We start from the raw sequence: 4,417 nt of genomic DNA, 5'->3' as shown, positions 1-4,417 counted from the left end.
TTGATGAAATTATGAGCACATAATCTCTTTTTGAAAATCTGAAAAAAGTTTGAAAAATAAAGCCTAAAATTAATATTATTAATACTACAATTATTTGAGCAATTTCTACTCCCAACGCAAATTCTAATAAAGGTATAAACTTACTTTCTGAAGTTCCAATTAACATTTTAAAATATCCCGAAAAACCTAAACCATGAATTAAACCAAAAAAGAGTGCAAAAACCAAATTGGTGCTTGTTTTTAGCTGTTTTGTAGTATTTTTAACATATAAAATATTGACTACAGCGGTAATAATAATAGTTACAGGAATTAGAAATTCTATCCATTTTGTATCTACGGATACAACTTTATAGGTTGCTAAAATTAGTGATAATGTGTGCCCAATTGTAAAAAGTGTAATTAACCAAATTACTTTTTTCCAGTTTTTAAAATCATATACAACAACCAATGCTACTAAAAACAAAATATGGTCATAAGCATTCCAATCTAAAACGTGAAACAAGCCTTCTTTAAGAAAAAATATAAGCGAATCCATTTAAAAAAATTTATGGATTCAAATATAGAAAAAATTGATTCTATAATACCAATTTAAATATATAATGTCTTATATAAATCGTTTCCTTTTTACTTGCTTTTTTCTAAAAATTAATACTATTACTAGGCTATTTTAATAATTTTAAACTTTAACCAATCAAAAAAAATCTATTTATTTAGACTATATTACAAATTCAATTTGGTATAAATTATGAGTTAAACCAATTATTTACAATCTTATTTTCAATAGGTGTTGCCGTTTTATGAACAAATTCATTTTTACCTGCATTGTATTCATAATCTTCACCCCATACTTTGTAATTCTCTGCTACTTGTTTTATGCTTTCACATACAAACAAAACTTCTTTATTTGTAATTGTTGGATGAATGGACATACGAATCCATCCTGGGCGTTCTACCATACAACCATCTAAAATTTTCTTTTCAATCCCTTTTGAAGTGCTTTGATCTACGTGTAATAAAAAGTGACCATAAGTTCCCGCACAAGAGCATCCACCTCGAGTTTGAACTCCAAAACGATCGTTTAACAACTTTACAATTAAATTAAAATGCGCATTTTCTATAAAAAAAGAAAAAATACCTAATCTATCTTGATGTTGTGGTGCTAAAATTTTAAGGTTTGGTATTTTAGATAGCTTTTCAAAAACTATTTCATTAATTTCATGTTCTCTTGCCAAAATTTTATCAATTCCCATTTGTTCTTTTAACTGAATGGAAAGTGCAATTTTTATAGTTTGTAAAAATCCAGGTGTACCACCATCTTCGCGCGTTTCAATATCATCTACATAATCGTGATCTCCCCAAGGATTTGTGTAATTTACAGTTCCTCCTCCAGGATTGTCTGGTATTAAATTTTTGTATAATTTTTTATTAAATATAAGCACTCCTGAAGTTCCAGGGCCTCCCAAAAATTTGTGTGGTGAAAAGAAAATTGCATCTAAATACATTTCTTCGTCTTCCGGATGCATATCAATTGCTACATAAGGCGCTGAACACGCAAAATCTACAAAACATAAACCTCCGTTTTGGTGTATTATTTTTGCTATTTTATGATAATCTGTTCGAATACCTGTAACATTTGAACAAGCTGTAATTGAAGCAATTTTTATGGGTCTTTCTTTATACTGTTCTAATATTTTTTCGAAACTATCAAAACAAATTAAACCAGACTCCTGACAAGGTATTATTTCAACATCTGCAATAGTTTCTAGCCAAGATGTTTGGTTAGAGTGATGTTCCATATGTGTAATAAAAACAATCGGTTTTAACAGGTCTGGTACATTTGTATATTCCCTTAAATTTTCTGAAATTTTTAATCCTAAAATTCGTTGAAATTTATTTACAACCCCTGTCATTCCCGTACCATCAGTTATTAAAACATCATCTGCATTTGCGTTTACGTGGTTTTTAATAATGTTTCTGGCTTTATGATAAGCCATAGTCATTGCTGATCCTGTTATGGAAGTTTCGGTATGTGTATTGGCAACAAAAGGTCCAAATTGATTCAATAGTTTTTCTTCAATGGGTCTATACAATCTTCCACTTGCTGTCCAATCTGTATAAATAATTTCTTTTTCTCCGTAAGGCGATTCAAAAGATTGATTTATTCCTACAATATTTTTTCTAAACTGTTGAAAATAAACTTCTAGTTCTGAAGGTTTTTCAACCCCTTCAATAGTGTTTATTTCTGGTTTTTCTTTAGAAAATATGTTCGATAAAAAACTCATTTTTTTATAAATTAGGTTTAATAATTTGTATCTCCGTAAAGAGCCATAACTTTATAAAATTCCTCATTCTGAATTTGATTCAGAATCACATAACACTAACACTTCGACTCCGCTCAGTGACCAATTGAAGGTGACGTACTATGAATATGACTGAACATGGATATACAATTAAATAAAAATCTATCTCATTTTTATTATATATTTAATTCATCAAAAAGTGCTATTAAATCTTTTGATGATGGTCTAGGGGCATCTGGAGTTACAATATTACCATCAGGATCAATTAAAAGAAATCTAGGAATTCCTTTAATCTGATATTCTTTTACAAAATCTGAATTCCAATCATTGTCTGCAAATAATTGAACACCTCCTAATTCTTTTTCAGCAACCATGGTTTTCCAAGCTTCGTGATCTTTAGCTTTATCTATAGAGATACTTACAAATTCAATGTTTTTCCCGTGGTATGATTTTTCAACTTCTTTTAAAAATGGAATTTCTCTTTTACAAGGTCCACACCATGTTGCCCAAACATCTACATAAACATATTTACCTTTTAAATCGTTTAATGAAGTTGTTCCTCCTTTGAAGTTTTCATATCCTTCAAACTTTGGAGATGGCTTTCCTTTAGCCAAAACTGTTAACATATATTGTTTTTCCGAGTAAGAATCTGACAAATAACCAGTTAATCCACTAATTTGTTTTTTTTGAGTAGCAACAAAAGCAGTATCTACAATTTTTGCATCAGCTAATAAATTTTGAAATTTAGAATCTATATCTTTAACTTTTTCATCAAATTTCGGCTTTTCTAATTCAAACATAGATTCATCCTCTAATACTGATTCTTGCAACAAGGCAACTGCAGCTAAATAGTTATTTTCCTCTGCACCATTACCTGTATAGTTTAATGTTTCATCAAATTCGTTACTATTTGCTGAAAGGTTTAAATCGAACCCGTTTTTTAAATAAACTCTAGTTTGTTCTGTACCGTCAAATAAAACGTATGTTCCAGGAACTACCTTTAAGGTGTCAGAAAATGTTCCATCTTCATTTACTTTTATTGTTTTTAATATTTGTCTTTGTGCAACAATTAAAGAATCTGAATTTGGATTGGTAATTGTTCCAGATAATGTTACATAATCTTTTGGTGCTTCTGGTTTACATGATAACATCAATAAAACTGCACTTACTACTATTACTATTTTTTTCATTCTTCTATTTATTAAATTTTGAGATTCCTTCTTTTAACCAAGCGTAGTATTCATCTACATCTGGAGTATAACCTGCCGGTTCTATTAAATTTTCTTCATTATGGTTCATTAAAACATAAAATGGTTGTGCGTTTGCTTGGTATCTTATAGTTTGAAATTCACTCCATTTTTGCCCAATATATTTTAATTTTTTTCCTGGTCGTAATTTAGACTCAATTTCTTCTCCGTCTGGTAATTTTCTTTTATCATCAACGTATAAAGATATTAAAACAATATCATTCTTTAAAATTGGCAATATTTTATCTTTTGCCCATACATTTTGCTCCATTTTTCTACAGTTTACACAAGCGTGTCCTGTAAAATCTATCATTACTGGTTTGTTCACTTTTTTAGCATATGCCAGTCCTAATTCATAATCGTTAAAAGCAATAATATTATGCGGTGCCATTACGTGTGCGCCTTCTGGTAAATCTCCATGGTTACTTGCGGCAGTTCCTCCACCGAGTTTTGTAAATCCTACTCCATAAGGAGATTCGCTATAATGTTGTGCTGGTGGAAATGCACTAATTAAATTTAATGGCGCTCCCCACAATCCTGGAATCATATAAATTGTGAATGACAATACCACCAAACCTAAACTTAGTCTTCCAACCGAAATATGTGTTAATGGTGAATCGTGTGGTAATTGTATTTTTCCAAATAAATAAAATGCCAATGCACCAAATATAGCAATCCAAATTGCTAAAAAGACTTCACGTTCTAGCCAATGAAGTTGTAATACTAAATCTGCATTTGATAAGAATTTAAATGCTAATGCTAATTCTAAAAATCCTAAAACAACTTTTACTGTATTTAACCAGCCGCCAGATTTTGGTAATGAATTTAACCAACCAGGAAAAGCTGCAAACAATGCAAATGGAATTGCCA

General features: G+C 30.1%; 4 protein-coding genes. All 4 read right to left on the bottom strand.

What is annotated here, in order from left to right; genetic code table 11:
- Positions 1-535: HupE/UreJ family protein (locus tag AB1Z17_RS06485; protein ID WP_368050984.1), on the bottom strand; the 535-nt coding region annotated here is incomplete at its 3' end.
- Between the two features lie 208 nt (positions 536-743).
- Positions 744-2,282, bottom strand: coding sequence for an aminotransferase class V-fold PLP-dependent enzyme (locus AB1Z17_RS06480; protein ID WP_368050983.1), 1,539 nt, complete (start codon positions 2,280-2,282; stop codon positions 744-746).
- A gap of 194 nt (positions 2,283-2,476) precedes the next feature.
- Complete coding sequence (locus AB1Z17_RS06475) at positions 2,477-3,490, bottom strand: thioredoxin-like domain-containing protein (protein WP_368050982.1); 1,014 nt, start codon at positions 3,488-3,490, stop codon at positions 2,477-2,479.
- Positions 3,491-3,494: 4 nt separating this feature from the next.
- Positions 3,495-4,417: protein-disulfide reductase DsbD family protein (locus AB1Z17_RS06470; RefSeq protein ID WP_368050981.1), on the bottom strand; the 923-nt coding region annotated here is incomplete at its 5' end.

Origin of the sequence: Lutibacter sp. (assembly GCF_040883305.1) — a bacterium.
In the GTDB taxonomy this organism is placed as follows: Bacteria; Bacteroidota; Bacteroidia; order Flavobacteriales; family Flavobacteriaceae; genus Lutibacter.
The sequence above is the reverse complement of the archived record's forward strand: the minus strand, read 5'-3'. Positions and strand labels throughout refer to the sequence as shown.

Coding starts and splice junctions, on each gene's coding strand:
- AB1Z17_RS06480 (WP_368050983.1), bottom strand. CDS start 2,282: ATGAGTTTTTTATCGAACATATTTTCTAAAGAAAAACCAGAAATAAAC.
- AB1Z17_RS06475 (WP_368050982.1), bottom strand. CDS start 3,490: ATGAAAAAAATAGTAATAGTAGTAAGTGCAGTTTTATTGATGTTATCA.